Raw genomic sequence first — 19463 nt, 5'->3', positions numbered from 1 at the left:
TTCATCTATTTTATATATTGTTAAGATAAGTCCTTGTAAAGTATGATATAGACTATCAATTATTGAAGATTCTGAAATTTATTGTTGAGGTGATGTCGTATGTCATTTAAGAAAGATAGAAGACAACTTGGCCTATATGATTCGATGGACGAGCATGATGCTTGCGGGATTGGCTTTTACGCCAATATGGACAACAAAAGGTCACATGAAATTGTACTAAAATCAATTGAAATGCTTTGTAGGTTAGATCATAGAGGTGGAGTTGGAGCTGACGGAATTACTGGTGATGGTGCTGGTATTATGACAGAAGTCCCTCACCTCTATTTTAAACAAAAATTAAAATTAAATTTACCTGAAGAAGAACATTACGCAGTAGGTATGTTTTTCACTGATGAAAAAATAGCTGGCAGTGAACATGAAAAGAAGTTTAATGCGTACTTTGAAGAAGAAGGATTAAAAGTTATTGGATACAGAGATGTTCCATTAGATACATCAGTATTGGCAGAACATGTCGAAGCGACAATGCCTTGTATTCAACAAGTGTTTGTTGAAAATCATTCAAGTGAACATTTTGATCGTTCGTTATTCATTGCGCGTAAACAAATTGAAAGATATGGCGATGAACAAGATTTAGATTTATACTTTGCAAGTTTATCTAGACGCACAATCGTATATAAAGGTTGGTTGCGTTCAGACCAAATTAAAGGTTTATATATTGATTTGTTAGATGAAGATTATGTTTCTAAATTTGGTTCTGTACATTCGAGATTTAGTACGAATACATTTCCAAGTTGGAAAAGAGCGCATCCCAATAGATTATTAATGCATAATGGTGAAATTAACACGATTAAAGGTAATGTTAACTGGATGCGTGCAAGACAAGACAGATTAATTGAAACAATCTTTGGTGATGTGAAAGATAAGATTGGAACAGTGCTAGATGAATCAGGAAGTGACTCATCAATCGTTGATAATGCTCTAGAGTTCTTAAGTTTAAGCATTCCTCCAGAACAAGCAGCAATGCTATTGATACCTGAACCGTGGTTATATAACGAAACACAAGATCCTAAAATTAGAGCATTCTATGAATATTACAGTTATTTAATGGAACCTTGGGACGGTCCGACAATGATTAGTTTCTGTGATGGAGATAAACTTGGCGCATTAACAGACCGTAATGGTTTAAGACCTGGTCGCTACACAATTACAGATTCAAATGAAATTATATTTTCTTCAGAAGTAGGCGTTATTGACGTTGAAGAAGAACATGTTGTTTATAAAGGGCAACTCAACCCGGGTAAACTTTTATTAGTGGATTTTAAAGAGAATAAAGTTATCGAAAATGATGAATTAAAACAACGTATCGCAAGTGAATATCCATATGATGAGTGGGTAAGCCATAAAGCGTTAAACGTAAATGATACAGTGGCGACACCTTCACATGTTGAAGAAGAAAAATTATTCCAATTACAACGTCGTTTCGGATATACAAAAGAAGAAATTAATAAATATATGTCAGAACTTGTGAGTGAGAAGAAAGATCCAATTGGTGCGATGGGCTTTGATACGCCAGTCGCCGTGTTGAGTACGAGACCAGAATCGTTGTTTAATTACTTTAAACAACATTTTGCACAAGTAACAAACCCACCAATAGATTCATATAGAGAGAAAATCGTTACAAGTGAATTGGTTTACTTAGGTAAAGAAGGTAACTTGTTACAACCACATCAAGATAACACGAGAAGAATTCAATTAAATCATCCAGTATTATCGAAAGCGCAACTTGAACAAATTCAAGATAGTGAATTTAATGTTGCAGTGATTCCGACGACTTACACAGGTTCGCTTAAAGAAGCGTTAGATGACTTAGGGCAAACTGTTTCAAAAGCCGTTAAAAATGGTGCTGAGATTATTGTCTTAGAAGATGAGTCTGTTGAAGATTTAGAAGCGGCGTTTGCAATGCCGATATTATTAGCGGTTAGTCACATTCATCAACACTTGATAAGAACGGGTCAACGTTTAGATACAAGTATTGTGGCATATTCTGGAGAGTGTCGTGAAGTGCATCATTTAGCTACATTAATAGGTTATGGTGCCAATGCTGTTGTGCCTTACTTAGCACATTATACGATTGAAGACTTAACTGCTGCGGGACGTCTTGAAGGTACAGTTGAACAGAATATTGATACGTTTAGTCAAACGTTATCAGCTGGTGTCATTAAAGTAATGGCTAAAATGGGTATTTCAACTGTTCAAAGTTATCAAGGTGCACAAATCTTTGAAGCAATTGGGTTAGGTAAAGATGTTATCGAACAATACTTTACAGGTACACCGTCTAAACTTTCTGGTATATCAATTGATACGATTGATAAAGAGAATAAAGCGAGACAATCTGAACAAATTAAATATTTAAATTCAGGTAGTACTTTCCAATGGCGTCAACAAGGTGAATATCATGCGTTCAACCCTAAGACAATTCATTTATTACAACATGCATGTAGAGATAATAATTTTGAAATGTTTAAAGAGTATTCTGAAGCTGCAGATAGTGAACGTATGAGTCACTTAAGAAACTTACTTGATTTTAAATCAGATCGCGCAATTGATTTAAAAGACGTAGAATCTGCTGACCAAATTGTGAAACGCTTTAAGACAGGTGCAATGAGCTTTGGTTCTATTTCTCAAGAAGCGCATCAAACTTTAGCAGAAGCGATGAATAGAATTGGTGGACGTAGTAATAGCGGTGAAGGTGGAGAAAATCCAGAACGCTTTATTATTAAGCCGGATGGCACAAATTATATGAGTGCTATTAAGCAAGTCGCATCAGGTAGATTTGGTGTAACGAGCGATTACTTACAACATGCTAAAGAAATTCAAATTAAAGTCGCACAAGGTGCTAAACCTGGTGAAGGTGGACAATTACCTGGTACAAAAGTTTATCCGTGGGTAGCTGAAGTACGTGGTTCAACACCGGGTGTAGGATTAATTTCACCACCACCTCACCATGATATATATTCTATTGAGGACTTAGCACAACTAATTCATGACTTGAAGAATGCAAATAGAAAAGCAGACATCAGTGTTAAACTCGTTTCTAAATCTGGCGTAGGTACAATTGCAGCAGGTGTTGCAAAAGCTTTTGCCGACAAAATTGTCATCAGTGGATATGACGGTGGTACGGGTGCATCACCTAAGACGAGTATTCAACATGCTGGGTTACCTTGGGAGATTGGTTTATCTGAAACACATCAAACGCTTATGTTAAATGGTCTTCGTTCACGTGTAACGTTAGAAACTGACGGTAAATTAATGACTGGTCGCGACGTTGCACTTGCATGTGCGTTAGGTGCAGAAGAGTTTGCGTTTGCGACAGCACCTTTAGTCGTGCTTGGCTGTATTATGATGAGAGTATGTCATAAAGATACATGCCCAGTTGGTATTGCAACTCAAAATGGCGACTTACGAAAATTATATACAGGTAAAGCAGATCACATCGTAAACTTCATGTATTTTATTGCCGAGGAAATAAGAGAGATTTTAGCTTCATTAGGCTTAAAAACAATGGATGAACTTGTAGGTAGAACGGATTTGTTATCAGTATCAAACAGATATTACGCTCATCCTAAAGCGAGAGAACTTGATTTAGAGGCACTTTTATTTGTAAATGAAGGTGAAAGATACCGCTCTATGAATCAAAATCATCACCTTGATGTTGGATTCGATTTAACGAAATTATATGAAGATGCAAAAGCATCAATTGATCATGGTGAGAAATTTGTTGGTAGTTATAACGTTCGAAATACTGAAAGAGATGTTGGTGTAATTACAGGTAGCTATATTACAGAAGTGCACGGTGAACCTGGTTTACCAGAAGATACAATAAGTGTTAAGACATTTAAACATGCTGGACAAAGTTATGGCGCATTCACGCCTAAAGGTATGACGTTACATCATACTGGTGACGCTAACGATTACTTTGGTAAAGGTTTATCCGGAGGTAAATTAATCTTAAACGCACCTAACGAAGATAGAGAAGATAATATCATTGTCGGTAACGTTTGTTTCTACGGTGCAACAAGTGGAACATCATATATTAACGGTAGAGCTGGTGAACGTTTCTGTGTAAGAAATAGTGGCGTTAACGTCGTTGTTGAAGGTGTTGGCGACCACGGATTAGAATACATGACTGGTGGACGTGTTGTCATTTTAGGTGATGTAGGACGTAACTTCGGTCAAGGTATGAGTGGTGGCGTATGTTACGCATTGCCAACAGATGTTGAAGCATTCAAAAAAGATAATGAACTTGACACTTTAGAGTTTGAAACATTAAAAGATCCAGATGAAATTGCGAATTTAAGACAAATGTTAGAAGAACATGTTCGATATACAAATAGTAAAAAAGCACAAGCAGTGCTAGCGTCATTTGACACAATTGTAGACAAAGTAGTTAAAGTGATTCCGAAAGACTACAAACTTATGATGCAGAAGATTTCACTACACAAATTAGAAAACGAAGAAGATGCACTGTTAAATGCATTCTTTGATGATCGAAAATCTATTGGTGATGAAGAAGAACTGGCTTCGGTATATTAAGAAGGAGGGCATATTATGGGTGAATTTAAAGGTTTTATGAAGTATCCTAAGCAACAACTTGATGAGTTGCCGTTAAAAGATAGAATTAAAGGATATGACGCATTCCAACAACGTTTTACTAAAGAAGATGCAGCTACACAAGGTGCGCGTTGTATGGATTGCGGAACACCATTTTGTCAAACAGGCTCATCATTCGGTAGAGATACAATAGGTTGTCCAATAGGTAACTATATACCAGAGTGGAACGACTTAGTGTATCGCAAAGATTATGAAGAAGCATATGCAAGATTATCAGAAACAAATAACTTTCCTGAATTTACAGGTCGAGTATGTCCTGCGCCATGTGAATCTTCATGTGTCTTAGCGATTAATAATGATTCAGTCGCAATCAAAGGGATAGAACGTACAATAATAGATGAAGCGTATGATATGGGACTTGTGAAACCTAAGTTTCCTGAGCATCGCTTAGAAGAAAAAGTAGCCATTATCGGTAGTGGTCCAGCAGGCTTAACAGCTGCAGAAGAATTAAATTTACTTGGCTATAATGTGACTGTATATGAGCGTAACCATCGTCCAGGTGGTTTGCTTATGTACGGCATACCAAGTATGAAATTAGATAAAGAGGTTATCGAACGTCGTGTGAAATTAATGGAAGAAGCGGGTATCGTCTTTAAAACAGATGTTAATGTGGGGAAAGACATCACGAAAGAGGAACTAGATGAACAGTATGATGCAATTATTGTTTGTACAGGCTCACAAAAAGGACGAGACTTACCATTAGAAGGACGTATGAGCTTCGGTATACATTTTGCGATGGAATATTTAACAGAGCAAACACAATTACAAATGGGAGAAATTGACGAACCAACTATAACAGCAAAAGGTAAAAATGTGATTGTAATCGGTGCGGGTGATACAGGTGCTGACTGCGTAGCAACAGCATTAAGAGATGACTGTAAATCAGTCGTCCAATTTAATAAATATGTAAGACTAACAGATAAAATGGAACAAAATACAGCTTGGCCATTACCAATGCCAATTTTCAAGTTAGACTATGCGCATAAAGAATATCGTGAAAAATTCGGATTCGAACCAAGAGCATATGGTATTCAAACAATGCGTTATGATGTTGATGAAAATGGTAATATTCGCGGTCTTTATACGCAAGTGTTAGAAGAAACTGAAGACGGCATGGTGATTGTCGAAGGTACAGAACGTCATTGGCCAGCAGATTTAGTCCTATTATCAATCGGTTTTGAAGGTACAGAACATTTAGTACCACATTCATTCAACTTAAAGACTGAACGAAACAAAATCGTAGCAAATGAAAAAGATTTCAGAACAAATCAAGATAAAGTATTTGTAGCTGGAGATGCAAGAAAAGGTCAAAGTTTAGTCGTTTGGGCAATAAAAGAAGGTCGTGCAGTTGCAAAAGCTGTAGATGAATCCTTAAAGAAAAAAATTACAATTTAAATTTTGTGATTTTTGTTGACATCAGTAATGGCATGTTATAAGATAAATAATGTCTTATTTGGAGGAATACCCAAGTCCGGCTGAAGGGATCGGTCTTGAAAACCGACAGGGGCTTAACGGCTCGCGGGGGTTCGAATCCCTCTTCCTCCGCCATTATTTTAAAATATCCAAGACTATATATATAAAGAACACTGTCCACTTTTGTGGGCAGTGTTTTTTTGTTGTGAAAAAATATTGTGGTTGGATGTGGAATTGGGCGCGGAGTGGAGATTGAGTTGTAGGGTGGAATATTGCAGGTGGAAATAAAGAGGATATAGATATAAGGGTTTTTGTTAGGGACAGAATTCTGAGAAATGTCCGTAAGAGTCGTTGTTAGGGACAGAATTCCGAGAAATGTCCGTAAGAGGTGCTGTTAGGGACAGAATTCTGAGAAATGTCCGTAATAGGTGTCGTTAGGGACAGAATTCCGAGAAATGTCTCTAAGGATACGAGTTCTAACTACCAGAATTCAGAAAAATGGAAGTTAGAGGATTCTAACTACCACAATTCGGAATAATGGAAGTTACAGCATTCTAACTACCAGAATTCGAAATAATGGAAGTAAGCGGATTCTAACTACCAGAATTCAGAATAATGACAGTTACTCGGACCGGACTCCAACCAAACTCCAACCTCGCTCCAACCTAACTCGCGCATATCTCCAACCTCATATCGTCACGCGTTTATGACAATTTCTTTTGTTTTCACAAATGGATAACAACTTTGCTATAATATAAGAATATTCTGATAAAAGGTCGTGTCTTAATGAAAGCAAAGGGATTAAATAGAGGAGATGTGGTGGGTGTTGTAGCATTAGCGAGTCCACCGAACCAAACGCATTTAAAGAACGGGTTGAAACTTTTAGAAGAGAAATATGGTATTCGGTTTAAACTAGCGAAAAATATAGACCGCGTTCATGGTCATTTAGCGGGAACGGATGATGAACGATTAGATAGTTTGCATGACATGTTAGAAGATGATGAAGTGAAAGGTATTATATGTGCTTGCGGTGGTTATGGTACACCTAGAATTGTAGAACGTATTGATTATAATCTTGTAAAAGCACATCCTAAAATTATATGGGGATACAGTGATATAACATGCTTACATAATGCTATTAGACAACAAACGGGGTTGGTAACGTTTCAAGGTCCTATGATCGCATCTGATATAGGAGATACTTATAATGAGATTTCTATTGGGAGCTTTGAACAGTTATTTAATGGTGAAACTGTGTCTTATCCTACAGATCAATTAACGTTTAAATCGCTAGTTGGTGGTCACGTTGAAGGAGAAATTGTTGGTGGTTGTTTATCTTTACTTGTTTCAAGTTTAGGCACACCATATGAAATCGACACTAAAGATAAAATTTTATTTATAGAAGATATTGGGGAAGTGCCTTATAAGGTAGATGGATTTTTACAACAACTCAAATCTGCTGGCAAGTTAGATGATGCTTCTGGATTTATTTTCGGACCATTCACAGATAGCGAGCCTAAAAATCCGGAAAAATCTTTAACGATGAAAGAAGTGTTAGATGATTTTATAACGCCATTAAATAAACCAGCAGCATATGATTTGAATATTGGGCATTGCACACCACATTTTGCGATACCGTTTGGAACAGAAGCTACATTAGATGTGGACAATAAAGTGTTAAATATAGCGTCAGGTGTAATTATAGAATAAAGGGGAAGTTATATGTTTATAACAGATATAAAATACTATAGATATGAAACACCTTTGAAGAAACCTTTTAAAACAGCACTGAGAACAGTAGAGGTTATTGAAAGTATATATGTATTTATTGAAACGAATTATGAGGATGTTATTGGTGTTGGTGAAGCTGTACCTACATATGTTATTACCGGTGATACAAAAGGTGGTATAGAAGCTGCGATTGAAGAAGTCTTTAAGCCACTATTAATTAACCGACCTTTAACGAAAGACTTACTAGATGAAATTCATCAAGTCATAGTAGGTAATACAAGTGCTAAAGCTGCAATAGATATCGCGCTTTATGACTTATTAGCTCAAGAAGCAGAATTGCCTTTATATCAATATATTAATCATAACCCGGGAAATAAATCGTTAGAAACGTGTTATACCGTGAGTTTAAATGATGCTGACGAAATGGTGGAAGATGGTTTGAGATATGTAGAAGATGGCTTTAACCATTTGAAAATAAAAGTGGGTAAAGACGATGTCTCTACAGATTTAAATAGATTACAAGCATTACGTTCTTCTTTACCAAGTGAGGTTATTTTAAGTGCGGATGCAAACCAAGCATGGGATGAAAAAGGTGCACATCATGCATTGAAACATTTTGATGAAGCAGATTTGAATATTGAAAGTATTGAACAACCTGTTGGGAGATATGAGTATAAGGTACTAGGTGCGCTATCTCAAGAATTCAAAATACCTTTAATGGTAGATGAAGGATTGTTTAGTATACATGATGCCGAGAGACTTGTAGAAGTTGGTGCGACAAATATATGGAATATTAAACTAATGAAGACTGGTGGTATTCATCAAGCTTTAAAAATACATGATATTGCTAAAGGTGAAGCGATACCTTGCATGGTTGGATGTATGATGGAAACACATGTGTCCGTTACGGCAGCTTTGCATTTTAGTTTGGCAGCAGAACAAGTGAATCGTGTTGATTTTGATGCACCTTTAATGGTAGTCGAGCGACAAGTTGAAGGTGGTATTACTTATGAAGGTGCTAAAGTAACCGTTTCAGAAGGTACAGGGTTAGGAATAGATCGTGAATCTTTATATAAGAAGGTGAGCTCATGATTAAATATTGCAGAGTAAATGTCGGGACAATATGGAGAAGCTTTGATAAAGCTAGAGAAATTGATAGAGACGGTATCATGTATCCAGCAGATATTCAACGTTGGTTACTTGAACTTAATTTAGAACAGAAATTATCTTTTACGGAAGATAGTAGAATAGATACGCAAATTCTTTATGGCGAAAAAGTAGAAGTCGTAGAAGAACAAGATGGCTGGAGTTACGTTATCTGTTTAGAGCAACCGTCTAAACAGAATCCAAAGGGATATCCAGGGTTTATTCCGACGAGTCAATTAGGTGAGATGAAGGCGTACGATACACATCCACGCCTTCGTGTTAATGTACCTAAGACGACATTGTTTAATTTAGATTTTACTACGAAACAAATTCTGTCATTTAATACGATTTTACCTATTATTAAGCAAGATGAGCCTTTTATTGAAGTTGATACACCTGAAGGCAAGGGTCTTATTAGTGAGAATGATGTAGAATTCAGTGATGAATCTGGTGCATTCGAAATTGGCACAATGGCAGGTGTCATTGAAAATGCGAAGCGCTTTTTAGACTTACCTTATTTATGGGGAGGGATGTCTGGTTATGGCTATGATTGTTCAGGATTATGTTTTCAAATGTACAAAAGTCAAAACTTCCACATCCCCCGAGATGCTGATGAACAATATGAAGCAATGACGGATATTTCAATAGCATCACATGACTTTTTGCCAGGTGATTTACTGTTCTTCAGTAAACCAGAAGATAAAGGCTTCCTATCACATGTTGGCATATACATGGGAGAAGACATGATGATTCACGCGCCGCATACACCGAAAAGTATCGAAATCATTAAATTATCAGGTAGTTATTATCAAAAGATATTAGCTAAAGCTGCCCGATTATCAAATATCTAATATAGATTGAATAATATATGACCCAAATTGGTGAGAGAAATCGATCGCCTTTTTGGGTTTATTTGTGTTGGATAAGAAACAATAATAATATAACTCGCCTTCATGTTGGATGATGCCTACATCATTGACAACGTTGTCGTACTCCCCTGTCTTAGAGTGGAAATTAAGTGTATCTTCGCAAAATGATCGATAGATTGAAACTTTATCGTTTAAATGTTGGTCATTCATGATGTTCATCATGTCTTGATGATGTTTATGCTCTGCAATAAAGCGAAGTATATGAATCATATCTTGAGAAGACGTTGTATTCTGTTTCCCTTCACTTATTGCTTCTGCATCCATCATATAACGATTTAACTGCGTTTGTTCACATTGCAATGTTTCTTGAATAAATAAGTTAATATGTTGAAGTCCGAAATAATCGATTAATGTATTCGTTGCCGTATTGTCTGAAACAACGATCATTAAGTAGATTAAATCTTGAATCCTCAGTTGATCGATATCCATATTTTTTAGAACACCACTGCCGCCAACTTTATCATTGATTTGAACGAGTGCTTTTCTATCTTCTTGAGTCGTGCTTTCATAAATATAAATCATAATAGGCAATTTAATTAAACTTGCTGATTCAAATATTTTTTCGTGGTGATGGTTTGTGAAAACGATAGAATCTCCTTTTGCAAAATCGAGTGCAACGTTGTCATGATCGATATATTCATGTGTTAAAAAAGACATATGAAAAACCTCCTTTACACAATCATACTACATTATTTATATAATATTAATTGTAAGCCTTTACATACTTGTATATACAAGTTATAATTCAACTAAATAGAGATAGGGGAGTGAGTTAAATGTCTGTAAAGAGAGAAGAGATAAGACAGATTATTGACGCTATTGGTGGGGAAGACAATGTAAATGCCGCAACCCACTGTGTGACACGGTTAAGACTTGTATTAAATGATGAAAGTAAAGTAAATAAAGATGCATTAGATCAAATAGATTTAGTGAAGGGATCCTTCTCAGCAAACAACCAATTTCAAATTGTAATTGGACCGGGAACTGTTGATGAGGCGTATAAAATTTTCCAACAAGAAACAGGTGTTGAAGAAAGTTCGAAAGATGATGTGAAGAAAGCTTCTGAGCAGAAGATGAATCCATTTCAACGTTTAATTAAATTGTTGGGTGATGTATTCATTCCAATCTTACCTGCAATCGTAACAGCAGGTTTACTATTAGGTTTAAACAATGTATTAACAGCAGAAAAATTATTTGGTGCTAAGTCACTTGTTCAACAATATGCATGGCTTGCTGACTTTGCAAACATCATTAACGTTATCGCAAGTACCGCATTTATCTTCTTGCCGGCTTTAATTGGTTGGTCAGCTATGCGTGTATTTGGTGGTAGCCCAATTCTAGGTTTAGTATTAGGTTTAATCTTGTTACATCCGCAGCTTGCTTCTCAGTATGATTTAGGTGGCGGCAAATCGAGTGAAATTCCTGTATGGCACATATTTGGTTTAGAAATTAAGCAATTAAACTATCAAGGTCAAGTATTACCGATATTATTTGCAACATGGGTATTATCTATTATTGAGAAATTCTTAGCTAAACGTGTACATGATTCTATCAAAATGCTCGTAGTAGGTCCTGTAGCGTTATTAATTACTGGATTTTTAGCATTTATCGTTATTGGTCCATTAGCGTTAGAGTTAGGTACGTTAATTACGAACGGTATTAAAGCAATTTTCGAAAGTGCTGGCTGGTTAGGTGGCGCAGTGTATGGATTATTCTATGCACCACTTGTTATTACAGGATTACATCATATGTTCTTAGCAGTAGATTTCCAACTCATAGGAAGTCCTTTAGGCGGCACGTACTTATGGCCAATCGTGGCAATATCTAATATTTGTCAAGGTTCAGCAGCATTCGGCGCTTGGGTAGTATACAAACAACGTAAGATGGTTAAAGAACAAGGTTTAGCGGCTACATCTGGTATTTCAGCATTCTTAGGTGTAACTGAACCAGCAATGTTCGGTGTCAACTTACCATTGAAATATCCGTTCTTTGCAGCAATTATTTCGTCTAGTTTACTAGGCGCGTTTATAGGAGCTGCAGGTGTTATCGGTAAAGTTGGTGTAGGTGGCGTTCCTGCAATTATTTCTATTGAAAGAGAATACTGGGGTGTGTTCGGTATTGCGACATTGATTGCGGTAGTATTACCAGCTATACTAACGATTGTGCTTTCAAACTTTGCTAATGAAAAAGCTAAAGAAATGGTTCAAGAATAATATATATATATATAAATAAAGGAGTATACCTATATGGCAGTTTCAGATTGGAAGAAGTCCGTTGTTTATCAAATTTATCCAAAGTCATTCAATGATACGACTGGAAATGGACAAGGTGATATACCAGGTATTATAGAAAAATTACCTTATTTACAAACGTTAGGTGTAGATTACATTTGGTTAACGCCAATTTATCAATCACCAATGAACGATAATGGATACGATATTAGTGATTATTATCAAATTAATCCTGATTTTGGTACAAAGGAAGACGTCAAAACATTACTAGATGAAGCGCACAGTTTAGGTATTAAAGTGATGCTCGATATTGTGATCAATCACACTTCGACATCACATCACTGGTTTGTAGAATCTCGCAAGTCTAAAGATAATCCGTATCGTGATTATTATATTTGGAAAGAAGGCACTAAAGAAGAGCCACCAACGAACTGGGAGTCTAAGTTCGGTGGTAATGCTTGGACTTATGATGAACAAACAGAAAGTTATTATTTAAGATTGTTTGATGTTTCTCAAGCTGATTTAAATTGGGAGAATGACAATTTGAAGGCTGAAATATATGAAATGATTAATTATTGGATTGATTTTGGCGTAGATGGTTTCAGATTTGATGTCATTAACTTAATTTCCAAAGGTGCTTTCGAAAATTCAACAGCAATCGGTAAAGAATTTTATACAGATGGACCTAAAGTCCATGAGTATTTACAAGAGTTGAACAAACAAACATTTGGCAATAAAGATATTATGACGGTTGGAGAAATGTCATCAACAACGATTGATAATTGTATTAAATATACAAATCCAGAACGTCATGAGTTAAGTAGTGTATTTAATTTTCATCATTTAAAAGTAGATTATAAAGATGGTGAAAAGTGGTCGGATATGAAATTTGATTTTCTTGAGCTGAAACGTATATTGATGGATTGGCAAGTGAACATCGCAAAAGGTAACGGATGGAATGCTATTTTCTGGTGTAACCATGATCAACCTAGAGTCGTAACGAGATTCGGTAAAGATGATACAGAAGCAGAAAGAGTTAAATCTGCTAAGATGCTCGCGATATCATTACACATGCTTCAAGGTACGCCATATATTTATCAAGGTGAAGAAATTGGCATGACAGATCCAGGTTTCACGGATATTGATCAATATAAAGATGTCGAATCGCTTAATGCATATAAATTATTAAAAGAACGCGGTATGGATGAACAAATGATTATGAAAGTAATAGGTCAGAAATCTAGAGATAATTCTAGAACGCCTATTCAATGGAATGCGCATGCTGAGGCAGGCTTTACAACTGGAGAACCATGGATTGGTATCCCGGAAAATTATAAGCATATTAATGTCGAAGCGGCATTGGAAGATAAAGATTCTATTTTCTATACGTATCAAAAGTTAATACAATTACGTCATGAACACGATGTGATAACGTATGGAGAAGTTGAACCACTTCATATGGAGCATCCAGAGTTGTTCGTTTACAAGAGACATTTAAATAATGAAACTTGGTTAGTTGTTGCAAACTACTCTGATCAAATCGTTGATATCCCAGAAGATATCGATTTAGAGGGTGAAATCATGATTGCAAATAACGATTTAAATGGTAACGCTTTGCAACCATTTGATGCTTTTGTCGTAAATGTAAGTGGTGACTAATTGATGTTGAAGGTATAGAGGTGAACGCATGAACAAGTATATGAAAATCTACCAATCTATTTGTGAAAAAATTTTAAATGGTGAATATGCTCATTTACAGCAACTACCTTCAGAAAATGAATTAACAAAGATATATTCAACTTCTAGAGAGACTGTAAGGAAAGCTTTAAATTTATTGCAAGAAAAAGGTTATATTCAAAAGTTAAGAGGTAAAGGGTCTGTCGTTATTTATGAAGATGTTATTCAATTTCCGATATCGGAAATGGTGAGTTTTCAAGAAATTAATAAACGTTTAGGACTTGATTATGTAACTAAAGTTGAATTACTTGAGGTTATAGATGCTAAAGACGTTCCTGTCGTTCAACATGCCCTTGAATTAAGAGACCAAGATAAGCTGTGGCATGTCATTAGAACGAGAACGAAAGATGACGCTGTGCGTATAATGGATGAGGATTACTTTAAATGTCAAATTATTCCTCAACTCACTGAAGAAGTTGCAGCTGAATCTATCTATAAATTTATTGAACAAGAAATGAATGTAGAAATCAGTTACTCGAATAAGTCTATTACATTTGAAGAGATGACTGAGAATGAAATATTATATTTTGGAAAGTTGAACCCGCCTTATACAGCAACGGTTAGAGGTACTGTGTATCTTAATAATGCAGAAAAATTTCAATATAATATTTCAAGACATATCGCGACGGAATTCAAGTTTGTAGATTTTTCTCGCAGGGTGATTCATAAAACACTTTGATTGAAGTAGTTTTTTCTTGCCAAATCGTAACATTTTGTTGTAGTATATATATTGCCGTGCTAAGTGGGGAGGTAGCGGTTCCCTGTACTTGAAATCCGCTTATGCAAGACTGAATTCCTTTGCCGCGGACATATTATTGTGAGGTCTGCCCTCAGCACGTGGTGTCTGAAGACGTCGGTCCTATGCAATACAAACCCATGAATCATGTCAGGTCCGGAAGGAAGCAGCATTAAGTGGATCATTGTATGTGCCGTAGGGTAGCCGAAGTTTAGCTAACGACTGAGGTAACGCTTGTGATGTTTGTTCAAAGCAAAGGTGCACGGTTTTAAATTTTATAAACTTATCAAATTATATATAAATTCAAAAGGGTGACCGCGGTCACCCTTTTTCTAATATCAGGGGGATATTTTATACATGACGCAATTACTAATTGGAACGATTATAGAATCGGAATATGAATTAGCTAAAGAAGTCGTTAAAGCAGCATTCGAAAATGAACGTTATTCTGATGGAACAGAACACGAATTAATCGGTAAAATACGAAAATCAATGAATTATAATGCAGAACTTGAAGTTGTAGCGAAGACAGAATCAGGCAAAATTCTTGGGCATGCCATGATGTCAGAAGTGACCGTTAGTTCTGATGAAGAAACGCATACAGTATTAGCGCTTGCACCTGTTTCCGTTTTGCCAGAGTATCAAAATAAAGGAATAGGGAAAGCTTTAATAGAAGCTTTAGAATATAGAGCTTATGAAAATGGCTATGTCGGTGTAGTCGTACTAGGTCATGCTGATTATTATCATAAATTAGGTTATCATGCAGCTTCAGAGTTTAATATATACCCACCATTTGAAGTGCCAGATGAAAATTTCATGTTTAAATATTTATGGGATCACCCAACAAAAGAAATTAAAGGCACTGTTCACTACCCAGAAGCTTTTGATAATTAATAATAGGGTGTACCTATTGATTCATGATATAATATAGCCAATATCTTATTAAATTTTGGAGGTGCCACTTTGAACTACCAGGCTTTGTATCGAATGTATAGACCACAATCATTTGCGGATGTTGTCGGTCAAAAACATGTCACAAAAACATTAAGAAACGCCATCCAAAAAGAAAAGCAATCACATGCTTATTTGTTTAATGGCCCACGTGGAACTGGTAAGACAAGTATTGCTAAAATCTTCGCTAAAGCAATTAACTGTACAGAGAATACGAATGGGGAACCTTGTAATGAATGTGCGATTTGTAAAGGTATTACACAAGGAACAAATTCAGATGTCATTGAAATTGATGCTGCCAGTAATAACGGTGTAGATGAAATACGTAATATTAGAGATAAAGTAAAATATGCACCAAGTGAATCTAAATTTAAAGTCTATATTATAGATGAAGTGCACATGCTTACAACAGGTGCTTTCAATGCACTTTTAAAGACACTTGAAGAACCACCAAGTCATGCTATTTTTATACTCGCAACTACTGAACCTCACAAGATACCACCTACTATTATATCTAGATGTCAGAGATTTGATTTTAAAGCCATCCATTCTGGTGAAATAGAAAGTAGACTCGCGTTTGTCGCAGATGAGCAGAACATTACCTACGAAGAAGAAGCTTTGGCATTTATCGCTCAAGTTTCAGAAGGTGGTATGCGAGATGCATTAAGTATCATGGACCAAGCAATCGCTTTTGGAGATGGGCACTTATCACTCGAACATGCTTTGAATGTAACAGGTAGTGTAGATAAAGCGGCTTTAAATGCTTTGTTTAAAGACATGGTGGCTAAAGATATTAAACAAGCTTTTACTAGATATCATGAATTTATAGCTGCTGGTAAAGAAGTGAATAGACTTGTAAATGATATGATTTATTTCATAAGAGATTCAATTGTCGCTAAGACTACTGAACAAGTTGAAGACGACCACGCACTGAATCAAGTAGACTTAAATACAATGTACAAAATGATTGATTGTATTAACGACACATTAGTTTCAATGAGATTTGCAATTAACCAAAATGTTCATATAGAAATACTAATCGTTAAGTTAACAGAATTAATTGATCAGAATAATAGTGGACAAACAGCATCTGTCAGTTCAAACCAAAACGCTGGCTCTGGCGAGGTGATGGATAAAATTCAACAACTTGAAGCGACGATTCAGCAGCTAGCTCAAAACGGTGTCAGTCAAAAGGCTAAACCAGTTGAAAATAAACAAAATATCTCTCGTAAACAATCTAAGCATGTCTTCTCTATTCGACAAATCGAACGTGTACTTGACCATGCTAACCGTGATGACTTGAATTTACTTAAGGAAAAATGGCAAGCAGTAATTGAATCGGTTAAAGAGAAAGAACAAAGAGCGCTAGTCAGTCTGCTCTTAAACTCGGAACCCGTTGCAGCAAGTGAAGATCATGTGCTCGTGAAATTTGATGAAGATATTCATTGTGAAATCGTGAATAAGAATGATGAAAAAAGAAATCATATCGAAGCGATTGTATGCGAGATCGTTAACAAGAATGTAAAAGTTGTTGGCGTACCAAATTCACAATGGTTACAAGTTCGTCAACAGTATATTCAATCTAAAAAAGCGAATACGGCTCAAGGTGAAGTTGAGCAAGAAGAAAAGCCGGAAGAAGCGGATGTTGTAAAGAAAGCTCAAGAGTTGTTTGGTGAAGATACTGTACATGTTACGGATGAGTAATACATGACATCGCCTCTAAAGGCATGTATAATAAATATGACAAAAATTAATAACCTTAAATGTATAAATTAGAAATTAGGAGGACGAAATTATGCGCGGTGGCGGAAATATGCAACAAATGATGAAACAAATGCAAAAAATGCAAAAGAAAATGGCTGAGGAACAAGAAAAGCTAAAAGAAGAAAGAATTGAAGGAACAGCTGGTGGCGGAATGGTTACAGTTGTTGTTTCTGGTCATAAAGAAGTATTAGACGTTATCATTAAAGAAGATGTAGTAGACCCTGAAGATATTGAAATGCTACAAGATTTAGTATTAGCAGCAACAAATGACGCTTTATCTAAAGCAGATGATGTAACAGCAGATCGTTTAGGTAAACATACAAAAGGTCTAAACATTCCTGGAATGATGTAATGATGTTCTACCCAGAACCAATATCTAAACTCATCGATAGCTTTATGAAATTGCCGGGAATAGGTCCGAAGACTGCACAACGTTTAGCTTTCCACGTATTAGATATGAAGGAAGACGACGTTGTACTTTTTGCCAAATCTCTTGTAGATGTTAAGAGAGAACTGACTTATTGTGAAACTTGCGGACACATTACGGATGTTTCGCCTTGTCATATATGCCAAGATAAACAAAGAGACCGTTCAGTTGTGTGTGTTGTTCAAGATTCTAAAGATGTCATAGCTATGGAAAAAATGCGTGAATATAAAGGGTTATACCATGTATTACATGGTGCGATATCTCCAATGGAAGGTATTGGACCTGAAGATATTAATATTCCTTCATTATTAGAACGATTGAAGAATGATGAAATCGAAGAAATTATATTAGCGACTAATCCTAATATAGAAGGTGAATCAACAGCAATGTATATATCTAGACTCGTTAAACCGATTGGTATTAAGACAACTAGACTAGCACATGGTCTACCAGTAGGTGGAGATTTAGAATACGCTGATGAAGTAACACTTTCGAAAGCTATAACTGGAAGAACAGAAATTTAATAATTATAATTGAGGCTGGGACAATGAAGAATGTCTCAGCCTCGCTTTCATTCAACTAATAATATAGAAAGAAGTGTAACTATGATAAAAGACACAGCATTAATATTAGAAGGTGGCGGAATGAGAAGTATGTACACAGCAGGTGTGCTAGATTTCTTCATTAAGAAAGATTTGTATTTTAAATATAATATTGGCGTTTCTGCTGGCGCATCTATGGCTGCAAGTTATATATCTCGACAATTTAGACGCAATCATCGTGTTACAACTAAATACATTAAAGATAAGCGCTATATTTCGCTATCAAATTATGTAAAAAATAAAGAGATATTTGGTATGGACTTTGTGTATCATCATATACCAACTTACTTGGAACCTTTTGACTTTGAAAAGTTTGATCAAGCAGAGGAAGAGTTTGTTGTTGTAACGACAGACTGTGACACAGGAGAAGCGGTTTATTTCAATAAGAAAGAAACAGAAGGTTCTATATTGACTGCTCTAGAGGCAACAAGTTCTTTACCAATGATGGCCAACCCAGTTCAATATAAAGGTCATACTTTATTAGATGGTGGTATCGTCAATCCTATTCCAATTGATAAAGCAATTGAAGAAGGCTATAAGAAAAATGTTTTGATTTTGACAAGACCGAAAGGCTATCGCAAAAAACAAAGTAAATTTTCAAAAGTATTCAGATTGAAAGCATATCCTAAAATAAATCACTTAATGGCAATTAGATATAAACATTATAATCAGACTTTAGAATGGATAGAAGCGGAAGAAGAGAAAGGTAATTTGTTTGTTATCAGACCTTCTGATTCATTATCTGTTGATAGAATCGAGAAAAATCCTAGAAAATTAGATGCTTTATACAAACAAGGATATAAAGATGCTGAAAAAATATACGATAAATTAAAAGAATATGTTGAGAATTAAGTATAATTGAGAGTATTGAGTGTTTTGGTGTAATTTTTATGCTTGAGTAAAGGGTATTTAGCGTGTATAGTTATATCTTGTGAGCGAGAGATAAATAAAACATCAAAACACTTTGAAAATTAATTTTAAAAAGTTGTTGACTTCGAATTAAGAAGTGTGTATAATAGTTTCTTGTGAGACAAAATGAACATTGAAAACTGAATGACAATATGTCAACGTTAATTCCAATAATTGAGTACTGAAAGTACTTCAGAGTGATTGGCTTAACCAATC

Annotated in this window: 14 protein-coding genes, 1 tRNA gene and 1 other RNA gene; 15 read left to right on the top strand and 1 reads right to left on the bottom strand. The window is 35.7% G+C overall.

What is annotated here, in order from left to right; translation table 11 throughout:
- Positions 1–99 precede the first annotated feature (99 nt).
- From gltB to LQ677_RS11075, 6 genes are all read left to right on the top strand, one after another.
- Positions 100–4593 carry a glutamate synthase large subunit gene (gene gltB, locus LQ677_RS11100; RefSeq protein WP_239748838.1) on the top strand — a complete coding sequence of 1498 codons (4494 nt, stop codon included), beginning with the start codon at positions 100–102 and terminating at the stop codon, positions 4591–4593.
- A gap of 15 nt (positions 4594–4608) precedes the next feature.
- Positions 4609–6066, top strand: coding sequence for a glutamate synthase subunit beta (locus LQ677_RS11095; protein WP_025906111.1), 1458 nt, complete (start codon positions 4609–4611; stop codon positions 6064–6066).
- Between the two features lie 60 nt (positions 6067–6126).
- Positions 6127–6219: transfer RNA gene (locus LQ677_RS11090), tRNA-Ser, on the top strand.
- 651 nt (positions 6220–6870) lie between these two features.
- A complete protein-coding gene (locus LQ677_RS11085) occupies positions 6871–7794 on the top strand; it encodes a S66 peptidase family protein (protein ID WP_239748837.1) in 924 nt (307 codons plus the stop codon).
- Positions 7795–7806: 12 nt separating this feature from the next.
- Complete coding sequence (locus tag LQ677_RS11080) at positions 7807–8907, top strand: dipeptide epimerase (protein WP_239748836.1); 1101 nt, start codon at positions 7807–7809, stop codon at positions 8905–8907.
- Positions 8904–9812 (top strand): C40 family peptidase, encoded by a 909-nt coding sequence (locus LQ677_RS11075; protein WP_239748835.1) that lies wholly within the window; start codon positions 8904–8906, stop codon positions 9810–9812. Before LQ677_RS11080 ends, LQ677_RS11075 begins: the two co-directional genes overlap by 4 nt.
- Here LQ677_RS11075 and LQ677_RS11070 read toward each other — a convergent pair.
- The gene (locus LQ677_RS11070) at positions 9801–10547 is read right to left on the bottom strand and encodes a serine hydrolase (protein ID WP_159315716.1); all 747 of its coding nucleotides are present in this window, start codon (positions 10545–10547) and stop codon (positions 9801–9803) included. The genes LQ677_RS11075 and LQ677_RS11070 overlap by 12 nt on opposite strands.
- Positions 10548–10666: 119 nt before the next feature.
- On the opposite strand from LQ677_RS11070, the gene treP reads away from it, so the two are divergent.
- From treP to LQ677_RS11025, 9 genes are all read left to right on the top strand, one after another.
- On the top strand, positions 10667–12103 hold the full coding sequence (gene treP, locus LQ677_RS11065) for a PTS system trehalose-specific EIIBC component (RefSeq protein WP_126477366.1): 1437 nt from the start codon (positions 10667–10669) through the stop codon (positions 12101–12103).
- A gap of 33 nt (positions 12104–12136) precedes the next feature.
- On the top strand, positions 12137–13780 hold the full coding sequence (gene treC, locus LQ677_RS11060) for an alpha,alpha-phosphotrehalase (RefSeq protein WP_239705843.1): 1644 nt from the start codon (positions 12137–12139) through the stop codon (positions 13778–13780).
- A 28-nt stretch (positions 13781–13808) separates the two neighbouring features.
- Positions 13809–14537, top strand: coding sequence for a trehalose operon repressor (gene treR, locus LQ677_RS11055; protein ID WP_239748834.1), 729 nt, complete (start codon positions 13809–13811; stop codon positions 14535–14537).
- A 54-nt stretch (positions 14538–14591) separates the two neighbouring features.
- An RNA gene (gene ffs, locus LQ677_RS11050) (signal recognition particle sRNA large type) lies at positions 14592–14860 on the top strand.
- Between the two features lie 91 nt (positions 14861–14951).
- Positions 14952–15488 (top strand): GNAT family N-acetyltransferase, encoded by a 537-nt coding sequence (locus LQ677_RS11045; protein ID WP_037590598.1) that lies wholly within the window; start codon positions 14952–14954, stop codon positions 15486–15488.
- A gap of 69 nt (positions 15489–15557) precedes the next feature.
- Complete coding sequence (gene dnaX / locus LQ677_RS11040; protein WP_239748833.1) at positions 15558–17249, top strand: DNA polymerase III subunit gamma/tau; 1692 nt, start codon at positions 15558–15560, stop codon at positions 17247–17249.
- 91 nt (positions 17250–17340) lie between these two features.
- Positions 17341–17661, top strand: coding sequence for a YbaB/EbfC family nucleoid-associated protein (locus LQ677_RS11035; RefSeq protein ID WP_025906093.1), 321 nt, complete (start codon positions 17341–17343; stop codon positions 17659–17661).
- 2 nt (positions 17662–17663) lie between these two features.
- Complete coding sequence (gene recR, locus LQ677_RS11030) at positions 17664–18260, top strand: recombination mediator RecR (RefSeq protein ID WP_025906091.1); 597 nt, start codon at positions 17664–17666, stop codon at positions 18258–18260.
- An 81-nt stretch (positions 18261–18341) separates the two neighbouring features.
- Positions 18342–19190: a patatin-like phospholipase family protein gene (locus LQ677_RS11025; protein WP_078099983.1), complete on the top strand. Its 849-nt coding sequence runs from the start codon at positions 18342–18344 to the stop codon at positions 19188–19190.
- The last annotated feature ends 273 nt before the right edge of the window (positions 19191–19463 follow it).

Origin of the sequence: Mammaliicoccus sp. Q-M61, from assembly GCF_022386055.1 — a bacterium.
GTDB classification, from domain to species: Bacteria; Bacillota; Bacilli; order Staphylococcales; family Staphylococcaceae; genus Mammaliicoccus; species Mammaliicoccus sciuri_A.
This window is presented reverse-complemented; position numbering and strand designations above follow the sequence as displayed.